25 protein-coding genes are annotated in these 26240 nt (G+C 57.8%); 7 read left to right on the top strand and 18 right to left on the bottom strand.

The features are described from left to right. Positions 1-84: 84 nt before the first annotated feature. The 3 genes from ASQ50_RS07220 to traF form a co-directional block, all read right to left on the bottom strand. Positions 85-825, bottom strand: coding sequence for a pteridine reductase (locus tag ASQ50_RS07220; RefSeq protein WP_058090499.1), 741 nt, complete (start codon positions 823-825; stop codon positions 85-87). Between the two features lie 15 nt (positions 826-840). After that, entirely contained in the window at positions 841-1953 is a 1113-nt protein-coding gene (locus ASQ50_RS07215; protein WP_058090500.1) for a tRNA nucleotidyltransferase, read from the bottom strand. A gap of 161 nt (positions 1954-2114) precedes the next feature. Beyond that, positions 2115-3368, bottom strand: a complete 1254-nt coding sequence (gene traF / locus ASQ50_RS07210; RefSeq protein WP_058090501.1) for a conjugal transfer protein TraF — start codon at positions 3366-3368, stop codon at positions 2115-2117. Between the two features lie 249 nt (positions 3369-3617). Between traF and ASQ50_RS07205 the strand changes: the two genes are divergently transcribed. Next, positions 3618-4157, top strand: coding sequence for an LPP20 family lipoprotein (locus ASQ50_RS07205; protein WP_058090502.1), 540 nt, complete (start codon positions 3618-3620; stop codon positions 4155-4157). A 33-nt stretch (positions 4158-4190) separates the two neighbouring features. Further along, positions 4191-5393, top strand: coding sequence for a flagellar assembly protein T N-terminal domain-containing protein (locus tag ASQ50_RS07200; protein WP_058090503.1), 1203 nt, complete (start codon positions 4191-4193; stop codon positions 5391-5393). Between the two features lie 2 nt (positions 5394-5395). On the opposite strand, the gene ASQ50_RS07195 is transcribed toward ASQ50_RS07200, so the two are convergent. The 8 genes from ASQ50_RS07195 to yegQ all read right to left on the bottom strand — a co-directional run bounded on the left by ASQ50_RS07195 (position 5396) and on the right by yegQ (position 13946). Continuing rightward, entirely contained in the window at positions 5396-5854 is a 459-nt protein-coding gene (locus ASQ50_RS07195) for a SufE family protein (RefSeq protein WP_058090504.1), read from the bottom strand. Continuing rightward, positions 5851-6393 carry a putative Fe-S cluster assembly protein SufT gene (gene sufT / locus ASQ50_RS07190; RefSeq protein WP_058090505.1) on the bottom strand — a complete coding sequence of 181 codons (543 nt, stop codon included), beginning with the start codon at positions 6391-6393 and terminating at the stop codon, positions 5851-5853. The genes ASQ50_RS07195 and sufT overlap by 4 nt, the downstream gene beginning before the upstream one ends. Positions 6394-6510: 117 nt before the next feature. Then, positions 6511-6867 (bottom strand): HesB/IscA family protein, encoded by a 357-nt coding sequence (locus ASQ50_RS07185; RefSeq protein ID WP_058090506.1) that lies wholly within the window; start codon positions 6865-6867, stop codon positions 6511-6513. A 12-nt stretch (positions 6868-6879) separates the two neighbouring features. Then, on the bottom strand, positions 6880-8133 hold the full coding sequence (locus ASQ50_RS07180) for an aminotransferase class V-fold PLP-dependent enzyme (protein WP_058090507.1): 1254 nt from the start codon (positions 8131-8133) through the stop codon (positions 6880-6882). A gap of 4 nt (positions 8134-8137) precedes the next feature. Then, the gene (sufD, locus tag ASQ50_RS07175) at positions 8138-9424 is read right to left on the bottom strand and encodes a Fe-S cluster assembly protein SufD (RefSeq protein ID WP_058090508.1); all 1287 of its coding nucleotides are present in this window, start codon (positions 9422-9424) and stop codon (positions 8138-8140) included. Positions 9425-9439: 15 nt separating this feature from the next. After that, positions 9440-10201, bottom strand: coding sequence for a Fe-S cluster assembly ATPase SufC (sufC, locus tag ASQ50_RS07170; protein WP_058090509.1), 762 nt, complete (start codon positions 10199-10201; stop codon positions 9440-9442). A 453-nt stretch (positions 10202-10654) separates the two neighbouring features. Beyond that, positions 10655-12103 (bottom strand): Fe-S cluster assembly protein SufB, encoded by a 1449-nt coding sequence (gene sufB, locus ASQ50_RS07165; protein ID WP_058090510.1) that lies wholly within the window; start codon positions 12101-12103, stop codon positions 10655-10657. Between the two features lie 520 nt (positions 12104-12623). After that, entirely contained in the window at positions 12624-13946 is a 1323-nt protein-coding gene (yegQ, locus tag ASQ50_RS07160; RefSeq protein WP_058090511.1) for a tRNA 5-hydroxyuridine modification protein YegQ, read from the bottom strand. A 188-nt stretch (positions 13947-14134) separates the two neighbouring features. Between yegQ and ASQ50_RS07155 the strand changes: the two genes are divergently transcribed. Further along, positions 14135-14491: a helix-turn-helix domain-containing protein gene (locus tag ASQ50_RS07155; RefSeq protein WP_058090512.1), complete on the top strand. Its 357-nt coding sequence runs from the start codon at positions 14135-14137 to the stop codon at positions 14489-14491. On the opposite strand, the gene fabB is transcribed toward ASQ50_RS07155, so the two are convergent. From fabB to ASQ50_RS07140, 3 genes are all read right to left on the bottom strand, one after another. Beyond that, positions 14492-15703, bottom strand: coding sequence for a beta-ketoacyl-ACP synthase I (gene fabB / locus ASQ50_RS07150; RefSeq protein ID WP_058090513.1), 1212 nt, complete (start codon positions 15701-15703; stop codon positions 14492-14494). A gap of 11 nt (positions 15704-15714) precedes the next feature. After that, positions 15715-16224, bottom strand: a complete 510-nt coding sequence (gene fabA / locus ASQ50_RS07145) for a bifunctional 3-hydroxydecanoyl-ACP dehydratase/trans-2-decenoyl-ACP isomerase (protein ID WP_058090514.1) — start codon at positions 16222-16224, stop codon at positions 15715-15717. A gap of 202 nt (positions 16225-16426) precedes the next feature. Next, entirely contained in the window at positions 16427-17611 is a 1185-nt protein-coding gene (locus tag ASQ50_RS07140; RefSeq protein ID WP_068351434.1) for an NnrS family protein, read from the bottom strand. Between the two features lie 125 nt (positions 17612-17736). On the opposite strand from ASQ50_RS07140, the gene ASQ50_RS07135 reads away from it, so the two are divergent. Further along, positions 17737-18114 (top strand): SirB2 family protein, encoded by a 378-nt coding sequence (locus ASQ50_RS07135; RefSeq protein WP_058092613.1) that lies wholly within the window; start codon positions 17737-17739, stop codon positions 18112-18114. 5 nt (positions 18115-18119) lie between these two features. Here ASQ50_RS07135 and ASQ50_RS07130 read toward each other — a convergent pair whose 3' ends face one another. Beyond that, on the bottom strand, positions 18120-18941 hold the full coding sequence (locus ASQ50_RS07130) for an ion transporter (RefSeq protein WP_058092614.1): 822 nt from the start codon (positions 18939-18941) through the stop codon (positions 18120-18122). A 216-nt stretch (positions 18942-19157) separates the two neighbouring features. Between ASQ50_RS07130 and ASQ50_RS07125 the strand changes: the two genes are divergently transcribed. Continuing rightward, positions 19158-20510, top strand: coding sequence for a hypothetical protein (locus ASQ50_RS07125; protein ID WP_058092615.1), 1353 nt, complete (start codon positions 19158-19160; stop codon positions 20508-20510). A 27-nt stretch (positions 20511-20537) separates the two neighbouring features. On the opposite strand, the gene ASQ50_RS07120 is transcribed toward ASQ50_RS07125, so the two are convergent. Both ASQ50_RS07120 and ASQ50_RS07115 read right to left on the bottom strand, forming a co-directional pair. Continuing rightward, positions 20538-20996 carry an EVE domain-containing protein gene (locus ASQ50_RS07120; protein WP_058092616.1) on the bottom strand — a complete coding sequence of 153 codons (459 nt, stop codon included), beginning with the start codon at positions 20994-20996 and terminating at the stop codon, positions 20538-20540. A gap of 18 nt (positions 20997-21014) precedes the next feature. Next, on the bottom strand, positions 21015-22370 hold the full coding sequence (locus tag ASQ50_RS07115) for an MFS transporter (RefSeq protein WP_058092617.1): 1356 nt from the start codon (positions 22368-22370) through the stop codon (positions 21015-21017). Positions 22371-22645: 275 nt separating this feature from the next. Here ASQ50_RS07115 and ASQ50_RS07110 point away from each other — a divergent pair, with 275 nt between their 5' ends. Further along, a complete protein-coding gene (locus ASQ50_RS07110; RefSeq protein ID WP_058092618.1) occupies positions 22646-23107 on the top strand; it encodes a universal stress protein in 462 nt (153 codons plus the stop codon). A gap of 47 nt (positions 23108-23154) precedes the next feature. Further along, positions 23155-24660: an MFS transporter gene (locus tag ASQ50_RS07105; protein WP_058092619.1), complete on the top strand. Its 1506-nt coding sequence runs from the start codon at positions 23155-23157 to the stop codon at positions 24658-24660. 157 nt (positions 24661-24817) lie between these two features. Here the strand turns inward: ASQ50_RS07105 and ltrA are convergent, their stop codons facing one another. Continuing rightward, on the bottom strand, positions 24818-26095 hold the full coding sequence (gene ltrA / locus ASQ50_RS07100; protein WP_068351431.1) for a group II intron reverse transcriptase/maturase: 1278 nt from the start codon (positions 26093-26095) through the stop codon (positions 24818-24820). Positions 26096-26240: the final 145 nt, after the last annotated feature.

The following is a 26240-nucleotide window of genomic DNA, read 5'->3' as shown; positions in this document are numbered from 1 at the left end:
ACAAGATGGCAAGCATTGTAGCGGGAAAGCCCGGCTCGGCCAAAACAACCAAGGTATGGGTTGATTCAGCCTGCCGGGAGTGATTTACATATTCAGGCTACGACCGCCATCGACGGAGAGAATCTGGCCGGTCACAAACGGGGCATCGCACAACAGGTAGGCGATGGCACCGGCAATGTCGTCGGGGTTGCCGGTACGGGACAGGGGTGTTTTGTCCAGAATGGCCTGCTGGTAAACCGTGTCGATTTCGGCCTCGCCCTCTGGCCAGAGTATAGCGCCAGGCGATACACCGTTTACCCTGATTTCTGGGGCATGATCTTTGGCCCAGGATCGGGTGAGGGCGGCCAGGCCCGCTTTGCTGGCACAATACAGGGGGTGATCGTTCAGCGGTTTTTCGCTGTAGATGTCGATCAGGTTGACCACGGCTCCCTTGTTTTTTTTCAGTTCCGGCAAGCAATACTTGAGCAGAAAGAATGGCGCTTTCAGGTTGGCGCCCATGACGGCGTTCCAGTCGTCTTCGCCAGAGTCTTCGGTGGTTCTGGGATAGAAGACTGAGGCGTTGTTGACCAGGCCGTCCAGGCGCTCCCAATGTTGGCAGGCGGTTTTGGCCAGGCTGACAACCTGTTCCATGTCTGTCAGGTCTGCCTGTATCGAGGTGGCTGAGTCAGACCGTTCCCGGTTCAGTTTGTCCACCAGTTCGGCCGCTTGGTCCGCCCTCGAACGATAGTGGATGACCACATTCCAGCCCCGGGCGTGCAGGACCTCCGCGGTACGGGCGCCGAGACGGTGGGCGGCGCCGGTGATCAGAACAACAGGAGCTGCCATACAGAATTCCTCTGGTCAGTTGGTCAATGCCTGTTTGATACGTGCCAGCCGCTCGTTGCGGATTGCATCGCCCAGGGCTTTTCCTTTGTAGCCCTGTTTGATCAGGTCTTGGGGGTTAACCGCTGAGGCGTGTCGTGCGGCCAGGTTGAGCCGGTAAAGGCTGTCGGACTGGCCAGGGCTAACGGCGTAGGCCAGGGTTTCCTGCAATTCAATAAAGCGCTCCGGGCGGCGCCAGAGGTCCGCTTTCCCCAACAACGCCAGGGCTTGCTCCGGCACAAGGACCTGCGGGCTCTGATCGCCCAGGTGCTCCATGTAAAGACAGACCAGGTGTACCATGTCTTTGCAGTCATTCGGGCTTTTCATGGCTTTTGCGCGAGCGACAGCGGCGGGTTCCGGCACGGCGCACAGCAATGCGGCGAAGCGCTGCGACGTGTTGCCGTTTTTCCGGTGCACGCAATGCAGGGCCTGAAGCCCGTGCTGGAGAATGCCGGGGCTGGCGAGCTCTGGAATCAGAACCTCCAGGGCGCCAACGTCTTTGAGCACATCGAAAAAGACACCTGGTGCTTTCTCATGCAGTGCTCGCTGAACCTCCTGCCATACGCGCTCCGGAACAAGGTCCCCCAGTTCGCCCTCACAGACCATCTCTTGCATCAGGGCCCTGGTTTCGTGGCATACGGTAAAACCCATGGGTTGCAGTCGTGCGGCAAACCGGGCGGTTCTAAGGATGCGCAGGGGGTCTTCCGCAAAGGCTTCGGACACATGACGAAGCTTTTTCTGCTCGAGGTCGCCGTGACCGTGGAAAGGATCGACCAACTGGCCATCTTCGGTTTCTGCCATGGCGTTGATGGTCAGGTCCCGGCGCTTCAGATCCTGCTCCAGGGTGACATCCGGGGCGCTGTATACGGTAAACCCATGGTAGCCCCGGCCCTGCTTGCGTTCGGTGCGGGCCAGAGCGTATTCCTCACCGGTTTTCGGGTGCAGGAATACCGGGAAATCGGCCCCTACCTGCTTGAAACCTTTCGCTCGCATTTCATCTGGTGTGCTGCCAACCACGACCCAGTCACGGTCTTTTACCTCAAGGCCGAGCAGTTTGTCCCGAACGGCGCCGCCTACCAGATAGGTTTGCATGGAGCTGGGGTTTCCTTTGGTGTGTGGGTGCAGATCGGTAGATTATCCGGCCACAGTCTGCCGTAGGCAAACCCCAACCGTGACTTTGAGCGGCAAGGACGCGGTGAGGCACAAAAAAGCCCGGCTTGCGGGGCAGGCCGGGCTCTGGAACTGCGGGGATATCAGAAGGAGGTGCCAAGCTCGATCGCGGCACCCACATCAGCGCTGCTGTAAAGGGCGCCAATATCCAGACGGGCGCCAAGAACATTCAGGCCCAGACCAGCGGTGAACTGGGTATCTTCTTCAATACCGTCGTTGTCGCTGTTGCTGGCCAGGTTGTGGCGGATACCGGCGCGCAGCTGGGCGTAACGCCAGGCGTCGAATTCGGCGCCGACAGCCAGCCATTGTGTATCGTCTTCAAAGCCGAAGGCTTTTTTCTTGGTCAGGTCCAGTTCGGCGGTGACTACGTGGTAGTCGCTCTTGTGGGCGATGGCTGCGGTAACCATGGGGTTGAGTTCGAGGGTGCGTTTCTCTTCGCCAAGTAGCGGGCGTGCCTGTGCGGAGTCCAGCTCCATCGGAATCAGGTTTTTGACCACCACACCGGCATTCCACTCGCGGTTCTCACCGAAGGCATAGGCAGCACCGATGTCCAGGTTGAAGCCGCTTTTGTCGGTTTCGAACTCGTCAGCGTCGAAATCTTCGTCGTCAAATCTTGAGACTCGTTCGGTGTATTGGAAGGTACGGAGTTCGACGTACTTGGGGGTTATGCCTAGCTGAAGCTGCTCGCCGTTATTGAGCTCGAAGGATCTGGCGAAACTCAAACCAACCTCTGCAACTGCAGAGGCAAGGATGCTGCCTCTGGATTCCAGTTCGTCGGTAATGCCAGGTGTCAGGATCCCGGCTTCGACAGCTGCCAATCGGGCGTCATCGTTTTCGCTGTACTCGCCTCGAACGGTTGCGGTCAGGTTGCCGTTCGCCATCACTCCAACCGACAGGCTAGGCCCGGGAAGAGCCACGGCCAATCCGAGACCGGCATTCACTCGGACAGTATCACGGTCGAAATTCTGAAGCTGCTCTCGCAGCTTTCCTGCATTATCCTGGGCGGATCCCTGGTTCAGGCTGTTGATGGATTGCTCGAGTTCATCAATTGTGTCCTGAATATCATCAATCTGATCAACAACTTCTTCTTCATCCGCAAATCGTGCATTGACCGAAGGCAGCATCAGGCCGAAATCATCCGCCCAGTCGTGCTGCGGTGCCGCCATCATGGCGGGGTTTGCCAAGGGGGCAGCAGAGGGGTGTGCTACGGCGACGCCAGTTCCACCCATGGCGAACGAGCGGGCCGACATGGGAGCCTGCGGGCTCGCAAGGGCAGAGGTGGTGGCAATGGAAAGGCTGATGGCCAGGGACAATTTGCAAAGGCGGTTTGTTTTCATGAACAGTCCTGAGTTGTTATATGCAGGTACAAACAATTAAGTACTTGAAAGGTTAGACGAGTTTAATCCGTGAAGCAGCTCACAACGGGTAACGGTTTGTTCCCGAACTGTAAACGAAGGCAGACTGTTGCCGCTTTCCCATGGGAGAAAGATGGTTGGTTTTGAAAAAGGCAAGTAACATCATTGGGTTGCTGATGCTGGCGTGATTTTTTCATGGATGCTGCAAAAGTGTTCTCCGGAGACAAGATAATGACACTGCGATGGACTCTCGTGCCTGTTCTGGTTTTTACATTGGCAGCCTGCGCGCCGGTGGGCAGCTATCAGAACAGCTCGCAGGATACCCGTACCGAATTTGAACCCATCACCGTTCGGGTCAGTGGTTTTGGCACGTACCAGGATGTCCGGGAAGACCGCGTTAACCCCCGCAAGCGACTGATGGCCCGGCGTGCTTCGCAACTGGATGCCTATCGGAACCTGGCTGAGCGGGTATACGGTACGGTGATTTACGGCAGCTCCACGGTGAATGATTTTGTTGTTAACAACGACAACTTCCGCACCTATGTCGACAGCTATATTCGCGGCGCGCGGATGGTGGCGGTGAATGAGCATAGCGATGGTGTGATTGAGACAGTGATGGAGCTCAAGCTGGAACCAAGGTTTCGCGAGTGCGTTTCACGGGTGGTGGATGATCAAGTTCGGGATCAATGTATGATCCCCATGCCGCGTCAGAACGACCGGGTAGGGGATGTGGAAACCCGGCGCACCCAGTCACTCTATTATCTGGACTAATCCGCTAATGCCCTGGCGGAATGCGGGAGAACTATGAAAGCCATTGTTCTATTGTTGCTTTGGGTCTGCTCGGGCGTGGTCAGTGCCGCCGTGCTTGAGGGGGTGGGCCATGCCAATATCCGGGAGAACAATCTGGACCAGGCCCGCGCCGAGGCCCGGCAGGCGGCCATGCGTGATCTCGCTTTGCAGTACGAAGCCAGCGTAAGCACCCAGGATACCCTTGAAAACGGTGAGCTGACACAGTCCCGAACCCGGCTTTCGGCCACCGCCCAGTTACGTAACGCCACCATCGTGGATGAATACCGTAGCGGCAACCTTTTGCGGGTGGTGGTGCGGGCCGAGATGGCGGATGCTTCCGGTACCGAAAGCTGTAAGGCCGGGGAAGCCTCCGGGCTGCGCAAGCGAGTTGCGGTGACAGGATTTCCGATTGTCCGGCCACAGCAGGGAGGTAACCCGGGGCTTGATGATGCCGGCGAGAAACTGCCGCAGGCACTGATTGCCCGCCTGCAGTCTCAGGGCAGAATGCAGGTGTTGGGCTCTACCTCGTTGCAACTTTTCAGCGATTTGCCAGACGCCCCGACCTCGCGCCAGAATCTGGCGGCGAATCATCTGACCAATGTGGTCCAACTGGCCCGGGAGCTCGGCGCGCAGTTTGTGGTGTCTGGCGTCATCAGGGATATCGGTGTGGCTGATCCTAATGCCTGGGGCAGTTCCATCGTGAACCGAATGCAGCGGGGGATCGGGCTGGTGGATACCAGTCGCCGGTTTGAAGCAGAAGTGATGGTGTTCGATGGCTTCAGCGGTTCGCCGGTGTTTCGTCAGCGCTTTGAAACCTCTGCTCGCTGGGATCCGAAAGGTGCCGGCACGGGTGGCTTTGCGTCGGCCGGCTTTGAAACATCGGAGTGGGGGCAGGCGGTGTCAGGCGTGATTGATGATATGGCTGTAGCCGTTAATAATGCGCTGGCGTGCCAACCGTTCATGGCCCGGGTGACCCGTGTGGAGAGCAATCGTGTGACCCTGGCTTCCGGCGCGACCGCCGGATTGCGGCCGGGCGACGAGCTCAATATCTACCGTAGTCAGCGTTATTTCGATTCACTGGAGGGTACACCGGAGCTGACGGATGCGAAGGTGTCTATTACCCTGGATAACGTCCACCCGGATTTCAGCACCGGTCGCCTGCCAGTGACCGGTGGCCAGGTGAATATCCAGAGGGACGATATGGCGATTATCTGGTGAGATCAGGCGGCCTCGGCCGCCGCGATGTCCCGGATCTTCCCGACCATAGCCCGCAGGCCGTTACCCCGTGTCGGGGAGATATGGCGGAACAGGTCCAGTTGTTCAAACAGTTCATCGATGTCGGTGGCCAACAATTCTCGCGGTGTCTTGCCGTTCAGGGCTACCAGTATAATGGCCGCCAGACCGCGCACGATGATGGCGTCTGAGTCGATCAGCAGGAACAGTTTGCCGCTGTCCTCATCGTGATGGTGAACCAGCCACACCTGACTCTGGCAGCCATGCACGTAATTCTCTTCTGTCCGCTCGTCATCCGGGAATGCCGGCAACTGTTTGCCCAGGTCGACGATGTAGGCGTAGCGCTCTTCCCAATCGTCCAGAAACTCAAAGGCGTCCAGAACGTCTTCGAGGGTGGTTTTTACCCCCAGAGGGTTGTCGAGAAATTGTTCCTTGCTGGCGGTCATAGCATTCCCAGTTCGAGTTTGGCTTCGTCGGTGAGCATATCGTTGTTCCAGGGCGGATCAAAGGTCAGCTCAACCGTTACCTTGTCGACGTTGGGGACATGCTCCACCTTGGTTTGCACATCGTTGGTGATGACGGGCCCCATGCCACAGCCCGCGGCGGTGAGGGTCATCCGGATATAAACGTGATTGCCGTGTTCAGTGCCGTTTTCGATCTTGCACTCATAGATCAGGCCCAGATCCACCACGTTGACCGGGATTTCCGGGTCGTAGCAGTTGCGCAGGGCTTCCCACACCTGGTTTTCGTTGATGGTGCCGTCTTCCGGGGTGTCAAAGCTGCTTTCCAGGGGCTGTTTGCCCAGGGCGTCTGCGTCGTGGCCTTCAATACGGGCGAGGTTGCCGTTCACCGCGACGGTAAAGGTGCCGCCAAGGGACTGGGTGATGGTCACGAAGGTGTCCGACGGAATCATGATTTCCGTACCGGAAGGCACCAGCCGGGCTTCCACTTCGCGTTTTGTCAGTACGACTTCGCGTTCTTGCATGCTCTATCAGCCTTTCTAAAGCTCTTTTGGCCACAGACGGCACTGACGAACACGGACTAAAAAAACCTTTATCTTTCCGTCCGTAATGGTCCGTGTCGTCCGTGGCTAATTTGTATTTCAAGCTACCGTAAAACTCTCACCACACCCACACTCCGCGGTAGCGTTGGGGTTGCGGAAGCGGAACAGGGAATTAACGCCCTCAGTAACAAAATCGATTTCAATACCATTCACCAGTGGCAGGTGTTCCTGCTTTACGAACACATCCACACCGTCGATGGTAAAAATACGGTCATCGGATTCCGGGGTTTCTACCCACTGGGTTTCATACTTGAAGCCGGAGCAGCCACTCTTTTTGATGGCCAGGCGAATGCCCTTGGCTTCCGGCTTTTTATCCAGTTGTTTGCGAACGTGTTTGACCGCCGTCGGGGTCATGGTGACGTTCACATCGCTTGGGGTGAAGACTTCGGCTGACATGTTTCCACCTCCTCAGGTAAACAGGCGCTGGATCTTTTGCAGGCCGGTAAACAGTTTCTCGACCTCTTCCAGCGTATTGTAGAACGCAAACGAAGCCCGGGCTGTACCGGGTACTCCGTAGAAATCCATTAATGGCATGGCGCAGTGATGGCCGGTGCGGATGGCAATGCCTTGCTGGTCCAGCAGGGTGCCTATATCGCTTGGGTGCAGGCCCGCAATCTTGAAGGACATTACCGGTACTTTCTGCCTCGCGGTGCCGATAATCTCCATGCCCGGAACCGTCTCTACCAGCTCGTTGGCACGGATAAGCAGGGCATTTTCTGCCGCTTCCATGGCCTGGCGGTCCAGCCTGTCCAGGTAGTCTATCGCGGCCGCGAGGCCGACGGCTTCGGCAATTGCCGGGGTGCCAGCTTCAAACTTGTAGGGCAGAACGTTCCAGGTGGTGCGCTCGAACGACACCCGCTCAATCATCTCGCCTCCACCCTGGTAAGGAGGCATTTCTTCCAGCAGTTCTGCACGGCCGTACAGCACACCGATGCCGGTAGGGCCGAACAGTTTGTGGGATGAAAACACGTAGAAATCGCAACCCAGCGCCTGCACATCCGGCTTGAAGTGGGGCACGGCCTGGGCGCCATCAATCAGTGTGATCACGCCCTGTTTCTTCGCCTGTTCGATCAGTGGCGCCACCGGGTTTACTGTGCCCAGCACGTTGGATGCGTGGGTAAGGGCCAATACTCGGGTGCGCTCGTTCAGCAGGCTGTTGAATGAATCAAGGTCAAGCTCGCCTTCGGGGGTCACCTGCACAGGGACCACTTTGGCGCCAGTGCGCTCGGCGATCATCTGCCACGGCACGATGTTGGCGTGGTGTTCCATATGACTGACCAGGATCTCATCGCCGGCTTTCAGGCGCGGAGCCAGGCCATTGGCCACCAGGTTGATGGCCTCCGTGGTGCCCCGGGTCCAGATGATTTCTTTGGTGCTGGGGGCGTTCAGGAAATGACGCACCACTTCCCGGGCGCCTTCAAAGGCAGCTGTTGCCCGGTCGCCCAGGGTGTGGGCGCCCCGATGCACGTTGGAATGCATCTCGCGGTAATAGCGGTCCATGGCATCGAGCACGGCTTGCGGCTTCTGGGCCGAAGCGCCGTTGTCCAGATACACCAGCGGCTTCCCGTTGATTTCCTGTGCCAGGATCGGGAAGTCTCGGCGGATGGCTTCTACATCAAACGCCGGGGAGTTGGTGTTCTTTACCACGGACAGGTCAGTCATGCCCTCAGGCCTCCTGAAAGGTTTGCTCAAAGAAATCGTTGAGCCGCGCCTGGGCAGTTTCGCGCACGGCTTCCACCGGAATCTGCTGCACCAGCTCATTGATAAACGCCATGGTCAACAACACGTTGGCCTGCCGGCGGCCAATGCCGCGGGATACCAGATAGAACACCGAGGTTTCATCCAGCTGGCCAATGGTGGCGCCGTGTGCGCACTTGACGTCGTCCGCATAGATCTCCAGTTCCGGCTTTGTATCGATCTCTGCACCGTTAGACAGCAGCAGGTTTTTGTTGTTCATATCCGCGTTGGACTTCTGGGCGTCCTGGTGGATATGAATCCGGCCGTTGAAGATAGCGTGGGATTGGTCCGCAGCAATATTGCGGTAGGTCTCTTCGCTGTTGCAGTGGGCAGCCACATGGTCAATGGATGTGTGGTTGTCGTAATGCTGTTTGCCTTGGGTAACCACTACACCATTAAGCTTGGTTTCGCCCCCTTCACCTTCCAGGCGAACCTGCAGGTCGTGCCGACGCAGCGGGCCGCCGAAGCCCACGCAGTGGCTTTCGAACCGGGAGCTGCGTTGCTGCAGAACGCCGGTAGCGCCAATGTGCTGAACGTTTTCGCCTTCCATGTTCAGGCGAATGCTGGTGATGTTGGCGCCATCGGCCAGGTTGAATTCGGTAACGGTGTTAACCAGGGCGCTTGCGTCACCACTGGAAATGTATTCTTCCACCAGCGTCATCTGGCTGTTGGCGCCGGCTTCCACATATATGCGCGGATAGGCCGAACCACTGGCATCAGCGGTGGTTTCGTGGATCACAAACAGCGGCTGGTCGAGCACGGCACCCGGCTTCAGGCGAATCAACAGGCCGTCCTCAAAACGGGCGCCGTTCACGCGGGCAAACTGCGCCTGATCATGGTCCAGGGTGCAGCCCAATTGCAATGACACCGCCTTGGCATCGTCTTCATCCAGATCACTGAAACTCTGGATGATAATGCCGTTCAGGTCCGGATACTCACTGGCTTCCGGGATCATCACACCGTTATTGAAAACAACCTTGTAACCCGGCACCGCCAGGCTGTTGCCGCCTTTGCCTTCAGCGGGCAACGAGATGGCCATATCGTCGGTCAGCTTCAGGTACTTGCTGGAATACTTCCAGTTCTCGGTTTTTCGGGTCGGCAGTGGCATGTCCACCAGTGCGCTGGCCCGTTGTTTACGCAGCGCCAGCAACGGCTCCGGCAAAGATTGCCCGGCCGGGTGCAGGAAGGCGCTGGAAAGCGTGGGTGCTGATTTCATTCCGCGACCTCCTGATCAGTTACTGGTGTCTTCGTCTTTGATGCCCAACCAGCCGTAACCTTTCTCTTCCAGTTCCAGGGCGAGCTCACGGCCGCCGGACTTGATGATCTTGCCGCCGGCCAGCACGTGCACGTAGTCGGGCACAATGTGGTTCAGCAGGCGCTGGTAGTGGGTCACCATCAAAATAGCGCGATCTTCTGAGCGCAGGGCGTTAACACCATCGGACACCACTTTCAGGGCGTCGATGTCCAGGCCGGAGTCGGTTTCGTCCAGAATGGCCAGTTTCGGCTGGAGCAGCAGCGCCTGCATGATTTCGTTGCGCTTTTTCTCGCCGCCGGAGAAGCCTTCGTTGACGCCACGCTTGAGGAACGCCGGGTCCAGGTCTACCTGTTTGGAGACTTCCTTGGCCAGTTTCATGAATTCCGCGGCGTTCATTTCTTCTTCGCCCTTGTGCTTGCGCATGGCGTTCACGGCGGTGCGCAGGAACTGAAGGTTGCTGACGCCGGGGATTTCCACCGGGTACTGGAATGCCAGGAAGATGCCTTCGCGGGCGCGCTCTTCGGTTTCCAGGTCCAGCAGGTTGTCGCCGTTGAGGGTGACTTCGCCGCTGGTGACTTCAAATGCGTCGTTGCCTGCCAGAACCTGTGACAGGGTACTCTTACCGGAACCGTTCGGGCCCATGATGGCGTGAACTTCCCCGGCTTTGATCTCCAGGTTGATGCCTTTGAGGATTTCTTTGCCCTCAACGGAGGCGTGCAGGTTTTTGATGCTCAGCATTTGTACGCTTCTCTCTTTTTAACCGTCTGAATTCTTTGCCCCACCCTGGAGTTTATATCGCTAACCTCAACACTGGGTGGATCAGCCCTCAGGCAAGCCCTTCCGGGATACGCTGTGAATACGTCCCTGGCAGATTAATGCTCCTGCCAAATCTGCATTCCCGCCATCCCTGGCGGTCATCGCTCGACAAAATCATCCATGATTTTGACGATCCCGGAAGGGCTTGCCCGAGGGCTTCCGCGAAACTTGTTTATTTGCCGTCCTACCTAACTTCAACTGCTTTAATTGTCGTAGTGCCCGCCTGATGTCTGCGGCAGCGAGCCGGGTGGTACTTTCCGGGACCCTCAAAAACATGGATGTTTTTGCGGAGCGTACAGGGACGTATTCACAGCGTGTCCCGGAAAGTACCACCCGGCTTGCTGACCACCACCAAGGCCAGCGGGGCCATAAAGATTAGCCCACAGAACCCTCAAGGCTGACTTCCAGAAGCTTGCCGGCTTCCACAGCAAACTCCATCGGCAGCTCTTTGAACACTTCCTTACAGAAGCCGTTCACGATCATGGACACTGCCTGCTCCGGGTCGATACCACGCTGACGGCACAGGAACATCTGCTCGTCGCTTACCTTGGAGGTGGTGGCTTCGTGCTCCACGATGGCCGATTTGTTCTTGCTTTCGATGTACGGGAAGGTGTGGGCGCCGCAGCGGTCGCCGATCAGCAGTGAGTCGCACTGGGTAAAGTTACGGGCACCTTCCGCGCCCGGGCCGAACTTTACCAGGCCGCGGTAAGCGTTGGAGCTGCGGCCGGCGGAGATGCCCTTGGAGATGATGGTGCTCCGGGTGTTCTTGCCCAGGTGGATCATCTTGGTGCCGGTGTCGGCCTGCTGGTAGTTGTGGGTTAGGGCGACGGAGTAGAACTCGCCTACGCTGTTCTCACCACGCAGTACGCAGCTCGGGTATTTCCAGGTGATGGCGGAGCCGGTTTCTACCTGGGTCCAGGAGATCTTGGAGTTCTTGCCGATGCAGGCGCCGCGCTTGGTCACGAAGTTGTAGATGCCGCCTTTGCCGTTCTCGTCGCCCGGGTACCAGTTCTGTACGGTGGAGTATTTGATCTGGGCGTCGTCCAGGGCGACCAGTTCTACCACCGCTGCGTGCAGCTGGTTTTCGTCCCGCATGGGGGCGGTGCAGCCTTCGAGGTAGCTTACGTAGCTGCCTTCTTCGGCGATGATCAGGGTACGTTCGAACTGGCCGGTGTTGGCGGCGTTAATCCGGAAGTAGGTGGACAGTTCCATGGGGCAGCGGACGCCCTTCGGGATGTATACGAAGGAGCCATCGGAGAACACTGCGGAGTTGAGGGCGGCGAAGTAGTTATCGCCGGCCGGGACAACGCTGCCCAGGTATTTTTTCACCAGGTCCGGATACTTCTGTACCGCTTCGGAGATGGGGCAGAAGATCACGCCCGCTTTTTCCAGCGGTTCCTTGAAAGTGGTGGCCACAGACACGGAATCGAAGACGGCGTCAACCGCAACGCCGGCCAGTTTGGCCCGTTCGTGCAGGGGGATACCCAGTTTTTCGTAGGTGCGCAGCAGCTCCGGATCAACGTCGTCCAGGCTCTGGGGCATGTCTTCTTTCTTCTTGGGCGCCGAGTAGTAGGAGATGGCGTTGTAGTCGACCTTCGGAAAGTCAACGTGGGCCCATTCGGGCTCGTCCATTTCGAGCCAGCGACGGTAGGCTTTCAGGCGCCATTCGAGCATGAACTCCGGTTCCTGTTTGATTTCAGACAGGCGGCGGATTACATCTTCATTGAGGCCGGGTTCGAAGGTGTCGGATTCAATTTCAGTGACGAATCCGTGCTCGTATTCCCGTTTGATCAGCTCTTTCACCTCGTTGTCGGTGGTCGCCATGATCGTCGCTCCGTAATTCTCTCATCTTGGGCATGGTGCCCTGTGTTTCGCCGAGCATACCTTTGGCTGGGTGGTGTCGGCGGATGTCATCTGTTTGCTGGCGTTGCAATGGTCGCTCGTGTCCTTGAGTACGCCCTGCAATCGGTTTTTGGATGACGGGGTTGGGCATTTAGGCCGGTTTCCCGTTGCTTCTGGCGAGCGATTATACAATACCAGAGTAATTTAGTCAGGTATTAAATCGGTTGTGTAGGGATTATACCTTAATCGGCCCTCGGGGCACTAAGGGGGCGGTTATTGCCTTGATAGACTTTGGTGCTGGAGAGTGGCGCTCCTGGCCTGCTTTTATGGTGCAGGGCGTCGGGCGGGTAGGGCCTCCCAAAACACGCTGTGAATACGTCCTTGTACGCTCTGCTCCGCCATCCCTGGCTCCGCAAGGTTTTGGGAGGCCCTACCCGCCCGACTCCGCGTGTATTGTGCTGGCCGCTGAGGGACGCCGCCTCAAGATGGTCCTGGGGATGGTTTAACCTGCTCTGTTCTCTGGGAAAATCTTTGTCAGATAGGTGAAATCCAGCTTCTCCGGCAAGCTCTCCGGCCTGGGGATTTTAACGATGTGACCGCTGCCGGGGGCGTAGTCCATGGTTTCGCCGTGGCGGTTTTCCATGGTGTCGGCGCTGAAGCGCAGGTTGCCCGACGGGGTGATGAGTTCGAGTTGGTCGCCGGGGGCGAATTTGTTTTTGACGTCGATGGTGAGCCATCGGTCATCCGCATCGGTAATGGTGCCTACGACCTGCTGGGTGCCGAGGTAGGAGGAGCCCTGTTCGTAGGTCTGGTATTCCTGGGGTACGTGGCGGCGGAGGAAGCCTTCGGTGTAGCCGCGGTTCGAGAGGGCTTCGAGTTCGTTCATCATGTGCATGTCGAAGGGTTTGCCGGCGAGGGCGTCGTTGATGGCCTGGCGGTAGACCTGGGTGGTGCGGGCAACGTAGTAGGTGCTTTTGGTTCGGCCTTCGATTTTCAGGGAGTGGACGCCCATGTTGACCAGTTCGGCGACGTGCTGGACGGCGCGGAGGTCTTTGGAGTTCATGATGTAGGTGCCGTGTTCATCCTCGTACGCGGGGATGAAGCCGCCGGGGCGGTTGGGTTCTTCCAGGAGGATTTCTTTTGGTTCGAAGGTTTCCACGGCGTCGGCGGAGGTGGCGATCAGGTCGCCGGTCTGGTCGTGGCTGTGTTGTACCGGTTTGTAGTTCCAGCGGCAGGCGTTGGTGCAGGCGCCCTGGTTGGCGTCGCGGTGGTTCATGTAGCCGGACAGCAGGCAGCGGCCGGAGTAGGCCATGCATAACGCGCCGTGTACGAAGACTTCGAGTTCCATTTCGGGGACTTTTTCACGGATCTCGCGGATTTCGTTCAGGGCCAGTTCCCGGGAAAGGATCACCCGGTTGATGCCCTGGCGGCGCCAGAATTCGACGGTGGCCCAGTTGACGGCGTTGGCCTGGACTGAAAGATGGATCGGTTGGTCCGGCCAGTGTTCCCGCACCAGCATGATCAGGCCCGGGTCGGACATGATCAGGGCGTCGGGCTTATGTTCCAGCACTGGCGCCAGGTCTCGCAGGTAGCTGCGTACCTTGTCGTTGTGGGGGGCAATGTTGGAGACCAGATAGAACTGTTTGCCCAGTTCGTGAGCCCGTTCAATGCCCGCGCCAAGGGCTGCAATGTCTTTGAAACTGTTGTTCCTTACTCTCAGCGAGTACCGTGGTTGGCCGGCATAGACGGCATCGGCGCCATAGGCGAAGGCGGTTTCAAGGTGTTCTGGGGTGCCGGCGGGCGCGAGCAGTTCCGGGGTGGTCATGGTATCTCCGGGTATTAGCTGTAAAGCGGATGGATGCAGGTAGGGCATTCTGAAAGCGGGCATTGTGCCGCAAATAATCCGATGCGCTATTGATCTTGCTCAAAGGTCGTATTGATTGATTTCGGCTAACATATGTACGCTGATGGGGTTGGCAGTTTGGGCCAGGATGATAGGCAGGAGGAACCAGCATGGCATCAGAGCCATTAAGGCCTGAAAATTCAAAGCGTTCGCTGAGTATGCGGGTCAGCAAGCTGATCCGGATTCAGTTGGAGCGAGGGAAAGTCGGTGTCGAGACGGTGGCCGGGCAGTTGAATATGAGCCGGTATACGTTGCACAAGAAGTTGCGCCAGGAGGGGCTGACGTTTGCGGCTCTGCTGGAGCAGGTTCGTCGGGAGCAGGCGATCACCTATATGAAGGATAAAACCAAGCCGCTGGTGGAGATTGCCGAACAGCTTGGTTTTTCGGAACTCAGCGCATTCAGCCGGGCTTTCAAGCGCTGGATGGGCACTCCGCCGGCTGAATATCGCTCGCTCAGGCTGTCCTGATCAGACTTTCTTGAAAATCAGGGTGGCGTTGGTGCCGCCAAAGCCGAAGCTGTTGCTCATCACCAGGTCCAGGTTCTGGTTGTCCTGGCGTTCCCGAACGATGGGGTAGCCTTCGGCGCCTTCGTCCAGGTTCTGGATGTTGGCAGACGGGGCAATAAAACCTTCCCTTTGCATGATCAGGGTGTAGATGGCTTCGTGCACGCCAGCGGCACCCAGAGCATGGCCGCACAGGGGCTTGGTGGAACTCAGTGGCGGGATCTTGTCGCCAAAGGTGTCCTTCAGAGCTTTCAGCTCGGTGATGTCACCGGCCGGGGTGCTGGTGCCGTGGGTATTGATGTATTTGATCTCACCGCCAGCCTGCGCCATGGCCTGCTTCATGCAGCGAACTGCACCTTCGCCGCTCGGGGCGACCATGTCGGCGCCGTCTGAGGTGGCACCAAAGCCAACCAGTTCCGCGAGAATTGTCGCGCCGCGGGCTTCTGCGTGCTCCAGGGATTCCAGTACCAAAGCACCGCCACCGCCGGAAATAACAAAGCCGTCGCGATCCGCATCGTAGGTGCGTGAGGCCAGTTCCGGGGTGTCGTTGTACTTGGTGGATAGAGCACCCATGGCGTCGAACATCAGGCTCAGGGTCCAGTGAATGTCTTCACCGCCTCCGGCGAGCATGACTTCCTGACGACCCAGGGCGATCTGGTCTGCCGCGTGGCCAATGCAGTGGGCACTGGTGGCGCAGGCAGAGGTGATGCCGTAGTTGATGCCGGTAATGCCAAAGGCGGTGGTAATGGAGGCGTTGATCGCGCTACCCATGGTGCGGGGTACCCGATAAGGGCCAACGCGGCGAATGCCTTTGTCGCGATGGGTGTCGATGGCGTCCAGAAGCTCTACGGTAGAGGCACCGCCGGTACCAAACACTGCGCCGGTGCTGTTGGCGCGAATCTGTTCGTCGGTCAGGCCTGCCTGCTCGATGGCTTCTTTGGCTGACAGGTAGCAATAGCCGGCCGCCGGGGACATAAAGCGCCAGATTTTTCGGTCGATCAGTTCCGACAGGTTCAGGTCGATCTTGCCGGCAACGTGGCTGCGCAAGCCGTTGTTCCTGGCCTCTTCACTGAAGGCAATGCCAGAGCGGGATTCCCGAAGGGACTGGGCTACTTCTTTCTGGTTGGTTCCGAGGCTGGAGACAATCCCCATGCCGGTTACAACAACGCGACGCATCGTGCTAACTCCTAAAAGTCATCAGTAGATGTGAACAGGCCAACCCGAAGGTCTTTGGCGGTGTAGATTTCCCGGCTGTCGACTTCCATACGGGCATCCGCAATTGCCATGGTCAGCTTACGGCGGATGAGGCGTTTGATGTCCAGGCGGTAAGTAACCTTTTTGTTGGTCGGCAACACCTGGCCAAAGAATTTCACTTCGCCGGCACCCAGGGCGCGGCCTTTGCCTTCGCCACCGGTCCAGGCCAGAAAGAACCCTACCAGTTGCCACATGGCGTCCAGGCCCAGGCAGCCGGGCATCACCGGGTCACCCTGAAAATGCACTTTGAAGAACCAGAGGTCCGGGTTGATGTCCAGTTCGGCCACCAGGCTGCCTTTGCCGAATTCACCGTCGTCTGCCGCAATGTGGGTAATGCGGTCTACCATCAGCATTTCATCGATGGGGAGGCGCATATCGCCAGGGAACAGTTCGCCATGACCACAGCGGATCAGGTCTTCTTTCTCAAAGTGATCAGGATACATATTGCCTGTGTCTCTGTTGCAGAATCATTTCCTCTACTTTAGCGCCTATCGCCAGAAGAGCTATTGACCTTTAGTGGATGATAGCCGGCGTGAAGTTCCCCTTGGTTTGGAAATAGTTCGCAGAAATCCTGTTTTGATGGTCATCAAGGTGCTCGCACGGGAGGCTTGCTACTTTGGTCGCGCCTATGGGTTTTGAATCTCTCTACCCCTCTCGGCCATCGGCTCTGGGGCTGGCCAGTACACCGGTGTAGCGAACCAGGAAGATAGTGTAGGCGATCACCCACAGCGCGGTGCTGGTGCCGATGCCGGGGTGCCAGGGAATGACATCAAATGCGGTGATAACTCGAATAACCGCCGCCAGTTGCACCGCCACAAAAGCCAGAACCATGCCTTTGGGTAAAATCAGTGGGCGGCCGGTGTGACCCAGGGAGACCCGGGCGATCACGCCCAGAATCAGGCAGCCAACGGCGCCGGTACCCGCGGCGTGGGTCCAGGCATTGCTTGGCCAGCCTGCCAGCAAAGAACCGGCGAGTAACAGCAAGGCCACCGGTACCCAGAGAATGGACAGGTGCAGTATCCACAACAAGGGTTCACTGCGCACCAGCCAGCCTTTCCAGTTTGCCAGGCGAACCAGCATCAGCACGGCAGCCACCACCGCCAGTATGGCGGTTACCGTTTGCCACCCGGTAACCAGCGAAACCATCAGCAGGATCATGGAGAACACCGCTGCCATATCCAGGGCTGGAATCATTTTGACAGCCTCGGCGTTGCCGCCTCGCTGGCGAAGCCAGCCGGCGGAGAAGGCTGGTGTAATACGGCCGCCAATGATGCTGATCAGGGCCATGGCCATAATCAGCGCGCCATAGCTGAAGGACATATCCAGCCGGGTCACAAAGCCGATCTGCATCAGCCAGAGCAGCCCCAGTACCACCAGTATCATCACCTGCCGTTTCTGCCGGGCTTTCCAGACACGCCAGCCGGCATCGATCATCACCAGCGGCAGGAAGGCGAGGTTGACGCCCTGCACCAGCCATTCCGGCAGGTTGCCGCCAAAGGCCAGGAGCAAGCGGCCAGCCAGCCAGACGCCCCAGAGACCCACCAGCAGTGAGCCATGGGTGCGTTCGGTTTGGGTCCAGACACATACCGCCGTCAGCAGAAAGCCCGCGATAGCCGCCGACAGGAAACCGAACAGCATTTCATGCTGATGCCAGAACAGGCCGGGCATAGCCAGGGGTAGTCGTACCGTACCGGTCACTTCCAGCACCCAAAGGGGGATGGCGACAATGGCCAGTACGGTCATAGACAGGAAGAAAATCCGGAATGGGTAACTGAAGAGCTGGCTGACGCTGGCGGAGGCGCGCTCAGGAGAGGCTGGAATGGACTGCATAACTAATCTCCCAAATACATGTATGTGCAGTATATGTTAAAGGTGATGGGATCGAGAAACCATACCTGCTTGGGGGTATTTTGCGTACAATGCGAGCATCATTTTGATTAGGAAAGGAATGTTCTATGAGTGCCTACGTATTGCTGAAGATGCTGCACATGGCCACCGCCTACCTGACGATTCTCCTGTTTGCTCTGCGGTTGGTCCTTGATGCGGCGGGTCGACCGGGCTGGCGGCAAACCCCGATGCGGTTTATTCCCCACATCAACGACACCATTTTGCTGGTGTCTGCCATCTCCCTGTTGTTTGTGGTCGGTTACATCCACGCCATGCCGGGCTGGCTGATTGCCAAGATTGTGCTGCTGATTGGTTACATTATTGCCGGCGTGTTTGCCTTGAAAACCACCGTGGCCAAGCCGGTGCGAATTGTCGCTTCTATTCTGGCCCTGGCCCAGGTGCTCGCGATTCTTCACCTGGCCATGGCCAAACCGTTCTTTGGCTAAAACGCCTATTTCCTCTCGCTGATCTGCCTGGTCAGCTCCTGGAGCTGCTGTTGAACAGCCTGGAGCTGGCGGGCGATCTCGTCCCGCTCGTCGTGGGCTTTCTCGGCTTCCTTGGCGTTCTGCTCTTCGCCCATCACTTCCAGTATTGCCCCGATCATCATGTTCAGAAACACAAACGCCGTCAGGAATATAAAGGTGAGGTAGTAGATCCAGCTTAACGGGTAGACCTCCATGGTGTCGTACATCACGTCAGTCCAGTCTTCAAACGTGGCGACGCGGAACAGAGTCAGCATGGCAATAGACACATCCCCCCACAGGAACTCGTCAATATCGGCAAAGAACATGGAGCCCATGGCCGCATAGATGTAAAAGATGATGAACATCAGCAGGGCGATGTAGCCCATGCGGGGGATGGCTTTGAGCAAAGAATTAATCAAAAAGCGCAGCTCAGGCACTACCGACACGAGCCGCAGCACCCGGAACACACGCAGCAGACGGCCGAGCAGCACAGCTTCGGCGTTATCCAGCGGAATCAGGCTGCCGATCACCACCAGGGTATCAAACAGGTTCCAGCCATCGAACAGGAAGCGTTTCTTGTTCTGGCAGACACCAAAGCGGAACAGGATCTCCACCAGGAAGAACAGAGTGATGGCGTTGTCCAGAACGCTCAGGCTTCGCTCTACCAGTGGTGGGACATCGTAGGTTTTGGCACCGGTGGTCAGCGCTGAAAGAATGATGATGGCAATCACCGCGCCCTGAAAGAGTTTGCTGGACTCAATGCGGCGCAGTTGCTCAAAACCGGAAACAGGGCTTAGTTCGGACGACATGGTAAACAAAGGCTCCAGAAAATTCGCGAGGAGCCGGATTCTAAAGCGCCGGGAGGGTATTGGGTAGCCTGAATGTTGATCAGCATTGGCCTGTGAGAGATGTATGCGTTTTATAAACAGTGCTTATTTCACATGATCAGAATTATTCATTCGTGCTATGAGGAAAGGGTTTCCATAATCAGGTGACTCACAACAAATACAAGAGAGTGACTTCCCATGGCAGAAAGACCTGAGTTAGCCGGCTGGCGCTGGGGCCCGTTTACCTTCCGCGTGCCGTTCTACCATACCCGGTTATGCTGGTCGGAGTTTCTGCAGGGGCTCTTTGTCTCTGCGGCGACCGGCCTGGCTTTGATACCGGTGATGACAGCCTTCTTCGGTTTGAGTTTTGAGGAGGCGGTTGCGCTTTCCATGATTCATGCTTCCTTGATAGCTTCGGCAGTCATCGTTTTTGGCGAACCCTACGCGGGCGGTTGGATTACGCCTGCCTTGCCGTTAATTCTTGCATTTGTGATCGGTGGCTACGACGATCCGGTCAGCCGGTTTCAGGCCATGACCGCCCTAAGCCTGGTGTTTGCCGCTCTGGTTCTGATGCTGGGCATTACCGGCTTGGGGCGGCGATTCATTATCTGGCTACCTGACACCCTGAAAGCGGGCATTATTCTGGGCGCCTCCATCGCCGCCCTCAAGCGGGTGTTCGTGGACGACGCCGAGCGTTTCCTGCTGGAACAGCCGATTGCGACTGGCCTGGCTTGTGCCATCTGTCTGATTTTCACTTTCTCAGTGCCGATGCAAAAGCTCAAGGCTCGAAGCCGGTTCTTCTTCATGCTGGGGGCGTTGGGTTTGTTGCCGGGCTTTCTGGCCGCAGCAATTATCGGGCCGCTGGTAGGTGAGGTGAGCTTTGATATCCAATGGGGCTTTGTGGTGCCGCCGTTGGGAGAGGCGTTGGCCAAGGCATCGCCACTGGTCAATGGCTGGCCGTCACGAGAGATGATCATCCAGAGTATTCCGCTGGCCCTGATTGCCTATATCATCCTGTTCGGTGACCTGGTTACCGGTAATGAAGTGCTGCGGGAAGGTCTGAAAGTCCGCAAGGACGAGCACATCGACATTAACCTGAACCGCACCCACTTTTCCCTGTCCATCCGCAACGCCATCATGGGCATTGTGGCACCGTTCTTCCCCACTCAGGGCGCGGTCTGGACCGGCGTGCACGTTATCGTGGTCCAACGCTGGAAGCAGGGGCCCAAGTCCATGAACAGCCTGCACAGTGGGCTGGCATCTTATTACCTGATGGGTCTGCCGTTCATTTACTTCCTGCTGCCATTACTGACCGGGCTCAAGCCCCTGTTGGGTGTGGCGCTGTCCCTGACGCTGGTACTCACCGGCTTCGCCTGTGCTTACATTGCCATGTCGATCCCGAGGGATAACGCCTCACGGGGTACCGTAGTGCTGATTGGCGCGGCCCTGGCGTTCTTCGAGCCCTGGCAGGGCTTGTTGCTGGGGGTTGTGGCGACGCTCGCCCTGGTGGGCTGGGACAGAAGCCCAGACCCAATTCCTCACGACGAGTGAGGAACGGCCATTCAAAGCAACAGGTGGCTATGCCACCTGTTGCAGAATGATCTGCCACTCCTCATCACTGACCGGCATTACCGACAATCTGCTGCCTTTCTTCACCAGCGGCAGGTTGTCGAGCCCCGGCAGGGCTTTCAGTTCATCCAGTGGGATCAGGCGCGGTAGTTTGCGCTCAAAGGCCATATCCACCGCCTGCCAGCGGGGTTTCTCCGGCGTGCTTTTGCAATCGTGGTAGGGCGATTCCGGGTCAAACTGACTGGGGTCTGGGTAAGCGCTCCGGGTGACGGTGACGATGCCGGCAATGCCAATGTGCTTGCAGCTGGAGTGATAGATAAACACCTCATCACCTTCTGCCATCTGTGCCATGAAATTGCGCGCCTGGTAGTTACGCACGCCGTCCCACGGAATGCTGCCGCCGGACTTGGCAGCAAAGTCGTCAATACTGCATTCTGAAGGTTCCGTTTTTACCAGCCACTTGGCCATGGGTAAGGTCTCTCGTTGTCAGGGCTGTGGTGGCGGCTTCACCAGCGGTGCCTCCTGGTGCTGCCGGCTGAGTGGGTAGAACAGTTGCGGCGAGGCCAGTTCCGGAAGGTCTGTGTGTTCTTCATGGGCCGCCCACTCGGCCCGTTCCGCCTTGCGAATCGCATAGTGCATCCAGGCCAGGGCAGTGGCGACAATGATGAACATCAGCATGAAACTGCTCTGCCAGACGCCGGTTATGTCGTTCAACACACCGAACGCCAGTGGCAGCAGGAAGCCGCCAATCCCGCCTATCATACCGACCACGCCACCAACCGCGCCAACGTGCATAGGGTAGTACACCGGAATGTGTTTATACACAGCGGCCTTGCCTAAAGACATGGAGAAACCGAGCACAAAGGTCAGCACCACGAACAGCGCCAGAGTGATCTCGAAACTGAAGCGGATGTCGCCGTCGATGCCGTGGATAACGTATTCCGTTGGCGGGTAGCTGAGCAGGAAGGTGCAGACCACCGAGGCAATGAAGGTCCAGTACATTACCCTGCGGGCGCCGTAACGGTCAGACAGCCAGCCGCCGAGGATGCGGAACAGGGAGGCGGGCACTGTGTACATGGCGGCGATCATGCCGGCGGTCTGGATATTCAGCCCATAAACGCCGATCAGGTAATGGGGCAGCCAGAGCGCAAGGGCGACGAAGGCACCAAAAACAAAGAAATAGTAGAGCGCGAAGCGCCAGACCCTGAGTTCTTTCAATGGCGCCATTTGCTCGGCAAAGGATTTTTGCTCGGCGTTGGCCCGTGCTTGTGCCAGGGGGTCGGTTTTCGCCAACACAATAAAGAAAACACCCATCAGTGCCAGCACCAGGGCGTAGATCTGGGCGGTTTTTTCCCAGCCGAAGGCAACCAGCAGGAAAGGCGCACCAAAATTGGTGACCGCCGACCCCACGTTGCCCGCCCCGAAAATACCCAGTGCTGTGCCTTGCCTGGAGGGCTCGAACCAGGCAGCGGTGTAGGCAACTCCCACGATAAACGCGCCGCCGGCGAGGCCAACGCCCAGGGCGCCGAGCAGCATCATCGGGTAGGTGGTGGCAAAGGTCAGCAGGTAAACACAGGCTGCCGTTGTCAGCATCAATATGCCGAATACCCAGCGCCCACCGTAACGGTCTGTCCAGATGCCCAGAAACAGGCGGCTGATAGAGCCGGTCAGAATCGGTGTGGCCATCAACAGGCCAAGCTGGGTGTCGGTCAGGCCCAGCTCTTCGCTGATACGGATGCCGATGATGGAGAAGATGGTCCAGACCGCAAAGCAGAGGGTGAACGCAAAGGTGGATAAACCCAGCGCCCGGTACTGGTCCTCGGGTGTTGGAGTGGTGGTCATGGCCGCTCTCGAACGGTGTGAATGGCTTCAGGTAAACGATATCAAATATGTTGGTTTGGCTTCTGGTGCATTGGAGGTACCTCCTGCTGGGTGCAGTGGTGGTACGGGTTCCGGGGCTATAACGCGGAAGGGGATAGCTGCAGGATTTCTCTGGTGGGGTACCCGCAGAGCCTCTTGATGTACGTCAATTATGGGGCCCGCGCGCTGTGGGGTAATGCTGAGGAAAGTCAAAGTCCTGCCGGGTGCCGCCGGCAGCAAATGCCTCGGAGAACCCCATGAACATCATGATTGCCTACGATGGTTCCAGAAACGCCAGGCTGGCCCTGGCCCAGACCATCACCATGTTTCGCGCACTGTCCCCCAGGCTGACTCTGGTGGCGGTGGCAGAAAATCCCCGGGATATCACATCCAGTAACGAAGACCTGTTCCAGGAAGAGGTGAGTGAGCTCAAGGGCCACCTCAAGGAGGCGCTGGAAGTGTGCCAGAGCCAGGGCGTGGAAGCAGAAACCATGCTGCTGGATGGCGAAGCCCGCAAGATGCTGCTGTTCGCAGCCGAGAAAAAAGTACGGCCCGACATGCTGGTACTGGCCCGCCACAGCCATGAGCCTGATGGCGGCTTTATCGCCCGTTCCCTGACCTATTTCGTGGACGAACTGGACTACATGACCTTCGGCAGCGTCAGCTCGTTTCTGGCCCGCCGTGTCCAGTGCCCGCTCCTGATTCTGCCCAGCCGCTGAAGTGGCTGGGATTATCTTCCCCTTGTTGTTAGCCCCGGAGGCTCAAAATGAAAGTCGCTGACGTTTTCCGCGTCCGCAATCCGGAGATCAGGGCCCTGCACCTGACCTGGATTGCTTTCTTTATTACCTTTTATGTCTGGTTCAATATGGCGCCCCTGGCATCCAGTATGCTCAAAAGCGTCGACTGGCTGACCAAAGACGACCTGCGCCTGTTTGCCATCTGTAACGTGGCGTTGACGATTCCGGCCCGGATCATCGTCGGCATGGCGCTGGACCGCTTTGGGCCGCGCCGGGTGTTCTCGGTGCTGATGGTGGTGATGGCCATTCCCGCCCTGGTGTTTGCCTTCGGTAACACCATGGCCCAGCTGCTGATCAGTCGTCTGGTACTGAGCTCTATCGGTGCCAGCTTTGTGGTCGGTATCCACATGACCGCCATGTGGTTCAAGCCGAAGGACATCGGCTTTGCCGAGGGCTTCTACGCCGGCTGGGGTAACTTCGGTTCTGCGGCGGCGGCGATGTCTCTGCCGACCATCGCCATCACCATGTACGGTGGCGATGATGGCTGGCGCTGGGCGATTGCCCAGAGTGCCATTGTGATGGCCGGTTACGGCATCTGGTATTGGTTTGCCATTACCGATGGTCCGGAAGGCACCGTGCACCGCAAGCCCCGCAAGGCGTCCGCCATGGAAGTCAGTAGCTGGGGAGACCTGGTTAAACTGATCCTGTGGACTATTCCACTGATCGGCGTGCTGGCCATCCTGGTGTGGCGTATCCAGAACCTGGGCTACTTGAGCCCCATGGGTGCCGCTATCTGCTACGCGGTGATCTTCGCCATTGTTTGCTATCAGATCATCCAGATTCTGCGGGTGAACATTCCGATCCTGAAAAAAGGTGTTCCGGAAGACGACAAATACCCGTTCAGCAGTGTGGCTGCCCTGAACAGCACCTACTTCGCCAACTTTGGTGCTGAGCTGGCGGTGGTCTCCATGCTGCCGATGTTCTTCGAGGAAACCTGGAGCCTGAGTGCCACTGCGGCGGGCCTGATCGCGGCTTCCTTTGCCTTCGTAAACCTGCTGGCGCGCCCGATGGGTGGTTTGGTGTCTGACCGTATGGGCAATCGGCGGTTTGTCATGCTCAGCTATATGTTTGGTATTGGTCTGGGCTTTGCCTTGATGGGGTTGCTCAACTCCAACTGGCCGCTGATTATCGCTGTGGGAATCACCGTATTCACCTCCTTCTTCGTGCAGGGTGCAGAGGGCGCCACCTTCGGTATCATTCCGTCCATCAAGCGCCGCCTGACCGGGCAGATATCTGGTATGGCGGGGGCCTACGGTAACGTCGGAGCGGTGGTCTACCTCACCATCTTCACCTTCGTAACACCGTCTCAGTTCTTCTTCATTATCTCTGCCGGGGCGTTCATCAGCTGGGTGCTGTGTATCCTCTGGCTGAAGGAGCCTGAGAGCGCGTTTTCTGATGAGTACCATGTATCTTCTGTGGATCTTCAGATTGAAGAGGAAGAGCGCCAGAGAGCGGCACTGCTTGGGGCGAAGTAATGCCTTAAAGCTCGAGCAATCCAAGCCCGCCACGGAGCAATCCTGGCGGGCTTTTTTGGTGCGCCCGTGCCGGGCGCACCAGCGAGTAGGGTGAGGCGTTACCGCCTCATCCCTCTCACAGAACCGTACATACGGGCCACGTATACGGCTCATGCCATTAACTTACCCCGAACTCGGGGGCAGTGATGCCGGTTTTGACCTTCGCAAGATCCATCAACTTCAGGTCATTGTGCAGGTAGGTGTTGGACAGGGCCAGACTGGCCAGTGGGGACGCCGCGTTGCGCCAGCTTTGCATCTTGATATGCCGGAACGGGGGTTGGTAACCTAGCTGTTTCAGCCTCCGATGCAGCCGACTCGGCTTTTTCCACTGCTTGAGCTGGATGCAGCGCAGGCGCCGCCTTAGCCAACTCATCACCTGCTTTAACACCCGCGCGCAGTTCGCCACCCGGAAGTAGCTGACAAAGCCCCGCAACACCGGATTCAGCTCACGTATAATGGCCGCAAGTCCGATGCCCCGGTTTCGCTTCGTCAGTGATTTCAGCTTCTGCTTAAGCCTGACCACCTTCTTTCCCTGTATGCGGGTGTACTTGCTATGTATCACCACGCCCAGGAACTTAACCCCTTCATCACTATGGGCGATGTGGGTTTTGGTGGTATTGACCGTCAGCTTCAACTCATTTTCCAGATAGCGCCGGGCCACCCGTAACGCATTCTCCGCGCCCGCTCGTGAGCCGCACAGGATCAGGATGTCGTCCGCGTAGCGAACGATCCGGTGCCCCCGCGCTTTCATGAACTGGTCGAAGGCGTCCAGGTAGGCGTTTGCGATCAGCGGACTGATCACGCCGCCCTGCGGGCTTCCCAGCTCCGTTTCTTCAAGGTGGTACCCCACCATCACGCCGCTTTCCAGGAACTGGCGCAGCAGTGACAGGACACTGCCGTCCGTGATCCGTTGGCGGAACTGACGGATGATCAGGTCATGGTTGAGCGTGTCGAAGCATTTCGACAGGTCCATGTCCACAACCCACTCACGCCGGTATCGACGGATAAACAACTCCGCCTTGCCGATGGCGTGGTGACCACTGCGTCCCGGACGATACCCGTAGCTCGACGGGTGAAAGCCCGGGTCGAAGATCGGCTCTAGGATGCTGCGCAACGCCTGCTGCACAACCCGGTCCCGAACCGTTGGAATGCCCAGTAAACGCTCACCACCATCGTCCTTGGCAATGGCGACGCGCCTGACCGGCTGCGCCCGATAGCGCTTTTCCTTCAGCTCGAGCAACAGGCACGACAGCTCCACCTCCAGATTCGCCTCAAACGCACCCAGGCTCTGCCCATCGATTCCGGCCGCGCCCTTGTTGCGCTTGACATGTCTGAAGGCTTCGTACAGACGTTGCTTTGACAGCAGCTGCCCGTACAGACTGTAGTATTTCCTCATGCCTGCTCATCTCTGTGGTGACGGCTTCGAGGATCGGTCTGGCTGCCGGTCTGTTTCAGGCGATCCGTCCGGGTACTAGCGCTCTGGCAATCTGCCGCCACGGTATCGCTCTACTCCCTTGTTCGGAGAACACCAGAGCCACTGC

Origin of the sequence: Marinobacter sp. LQ44 (assembly GCF_001447155.2) — a bacterium.
In the GTDB taxonomy this organism is placed as follows: Bacteria; Pseudomonadota; Gammaproteobacteria; order Pseudomonadales; family Oleiphilaceae; genus Marinobacter.
Note: the sequence above shows the minus strand (reverse complement) of the source record. Positions and strands in the feature narration are given on the sequence as shown.

Excerpts from the sequence above, each read along its gene's own strand:
- ASQ50_RS07220 (WP_058090499.1), bottom strand. The coding sequence starts at position 825 with ATGGCAGCTCCTGTTGTTCTGATCACCGGCGCCGCCCACCGTCTCGGC.
- ASQ50_RS07215 (WP_058090500.1), bottom strand. The coding sequence starts at position 1,953 with ATGCAAACCTATCTGGTAGGCGGCGCCGTTCGGGACAAACTGCTCGGC.
- traF (WP_058090501.1), bottom strand. The coding sequence starts at position 3,368 with ATGAAAACAAACCGCCTTTGCAAATTGTCCCTGGCCATCAGCCTTTCC.
- ASQ50_RS07205 (WP_058090502.1), top strand. The coding sequence starts at position 3,618 with ATGACACTGCGATGGACTCTCGTGCCTGTTCTGGTTTTTACATTGGCA.
- ASQ50_RS07200 (WP_058090503.1), top strand. The coding sequence starts at position 4,191 with ATGAAAGCCATTGTTCTATTGTTGCTTTGGGTCTGCTCGGGCGTGGTC.
- ASQ50_RS07195 (WP_058090504.1), bottom strand. The coding sequence starts at position 5,854 with ATGACCGCCAGCAAGGAACAATTTCTCGACAACCCTCTGGGGGTAAAA.
- sufT (WP_058090505.1), bottom strand. The coding sequence starts at position 6,393 with ATGCAAGAACGCGAAGTCGTACTGACAAAACGCGAAGTGGAAGCCCGG.
- ASQ50_RS07185 (WP_058090506.1), bottom strand. The coding sequence starts at position 6,867 with ATGTCAGCCGAAGTCTTCACCCCAAGCGATGTGAACGTCACCATGACC.
- ASQ50_RS07180 (WP_058090507.1), bottom strand. The coding sequence starts at position 8,133 with ATGACTGACCTGTCCGTGGTAAAGAACACCAACTCCCCGGCGTTTGAT.
- sufD (WP_058090508.1), bottom strand. The coding sequence starts at position 9,424 with ATGAAATCAGCACCCACGCTTTCCAGCGCCTTCCTGCACCCGGCCGGG.
- sufC (WP_058090509.1), bottom strand. The coding sequence starts at position 10,201 with ATGCTGAGCATCAAAAACCTGCACGCCTCCGTTGAGGGCAAAGAAATC.
- sufB (WP_058090510.1), bottom strand. The coding sequence starts at position 12,103 with ATGGCGACCACCGACAACGAGGTGAAAGAGCTGATCAAACGGGAATAC.
- yegQ (WP_058090511.1), bottom strand. The coding sequence starts at position 13,946 with ATGACCACCCCGGAACTGCTCGCGCCCGCCGGCACCCCAGAACACCTT.
- ASQ50_RS07155 (WP_058090512.1), top strand. The coding sequence starts at position 14,135 with ATGGCATCAGAGCCATTAAGGCCTGAAAATTCAAAGCGTTCGCTGAGT.
- fabB (WP_058090513.1), bottom strand. The coding sequence starts at position 15,703 with ATGCGTCGCGTTGTTGTAACCGGCATGGGGATTGTCTCCAGCCTCGGA.
- fabA (WP_058090514.1), bottom strand. The coding sequence starts at position 16,224 with ATGTATCCTGATCACTTTGAGAAAGAAGACCTGATCCGCTGTGGTCAT.
- ASQ50_RS07140 (WP_068351434.1), bottom strand. The coding sequence starts at position 17,611 with ATGCAGTCCATTCCAGCCTCTCCTGAGCGCGCCTCCGCCAGCGTCAGC.
- ASQ50_RS07135 (WP_058092613.1), top strand. The coding sequence starts at position 17,737 with ATGAGTGCCTACGTATTGCTGAAGATGCTGCACATGGCCACCGCCTAC.
- ASQ50_RS07130 (WP_058092614.1), bottom strand. The coding sequence starts at position 18,941 with ATGTCGTCCGAACTAAGCCCTGTTTCCGGTTTTGAGCAACTGCGCCGC.
- ASQ50_RS07125 (WP_058092615.1), top strand. The coding sequence starts at position 19,158 with ATGGCAGAAAGACCTGAGTTAGCCGGCTGGCGCTGGGGCCCGTTTACC.
- ASQ50_RS07120 (WP_058092616.1), bottom strand. The coding sequence starts at position 20,996 with ATGGCCAAGTGGCTGGTAAAAACGGAACCTTCAGAATGCAGTATTGAC.
- ASQ50_RS07115 (WP_058092617.1), bottom strand. The coding sequence starts at position 22,370 with ATGACCACCACTCCAACACCCGAGGACCAGTACCGGGCGCTGGGTTTA.
- ASQ50_RS07110 (WP_058092618.1), top strand. The coding sequence starts at position 22,646 with ATGAACATCATGATTGCCTACGATGGTTCCAGAAACGCCAGGCTGGCC.
- ASQ50_RS07105 (WP_058092619.1), top strand. The coding sequence starts at position 23,155 with ATGAAAGTCGCTGACGTTTTCCGCGTCCGCAATCCGGAGATCAGGGCC.
- ltrA (WP_068351431.1), bottom strand. The coding sequence starts at position 26,095 with ATGAGGAAATACTACAGTCTGTACGGGCAGCTGCTGTCAAAGCAACGT.